Source organism: Halomonas sp. ND22Bw (genome assembly GCF_003011945.1).
In the GTDB taxonomy this organism is placed as follows: domain Bacteria; phylum Pseudomonadota; class Gammaproteobacteria; order Pseudomonadales; family Halomonadaceae; genus Halomonas; species Halomonas halophila.
Genome location: NZ_PXWD01000532.1, coordinates 1 through 310 on the forward strand (window position 1 = coordinate 1; position 310 = coordinate 310).

1 protein-coding gene is annotated in these 310 nt (G+C 72.6%); it reads right to left on the reverse strand.

Annotated features, from left to right (window positions below; all coding sequences use genetic code 11):
• Nucleotides 1-310: TSUP family transporter (locus tag CVH10_RS19245; RefSeq protein ID WP_219924852.1), on the reverse strand; the 310-nt coding region annotated here is incomplete at both ends.

The window sequence follows — 310 nt, forward strand, 5'->3', positions numbered from 1 at the left end:
TACCGAGGCGCGCTCCAACGCGGCCGCCCAGGACGCCGCCGCGGATAAAAAACCGGCGAGCGGCCAGTCGATCAGGCCGGAGGCGGCGTAGCTCGCCGCCGTGGCCGCCCCGAAGGCGCTGACCGCCACCAGCGAGGTGCCGATGGCCATCGGCAGGGGCATGCCGGTCGCCAGCATCAGGCCCGGCACGATCAGGAAACCCCCGCCGATGCCGAAGAAGCCGGAGAACAGGCCCACGAGGAGTCCGATGCCGAGCAGCCAGGGCAGGAGCACGGCGGCGCTGCGCTTGGTCAGGCGGACGTCCGGATCG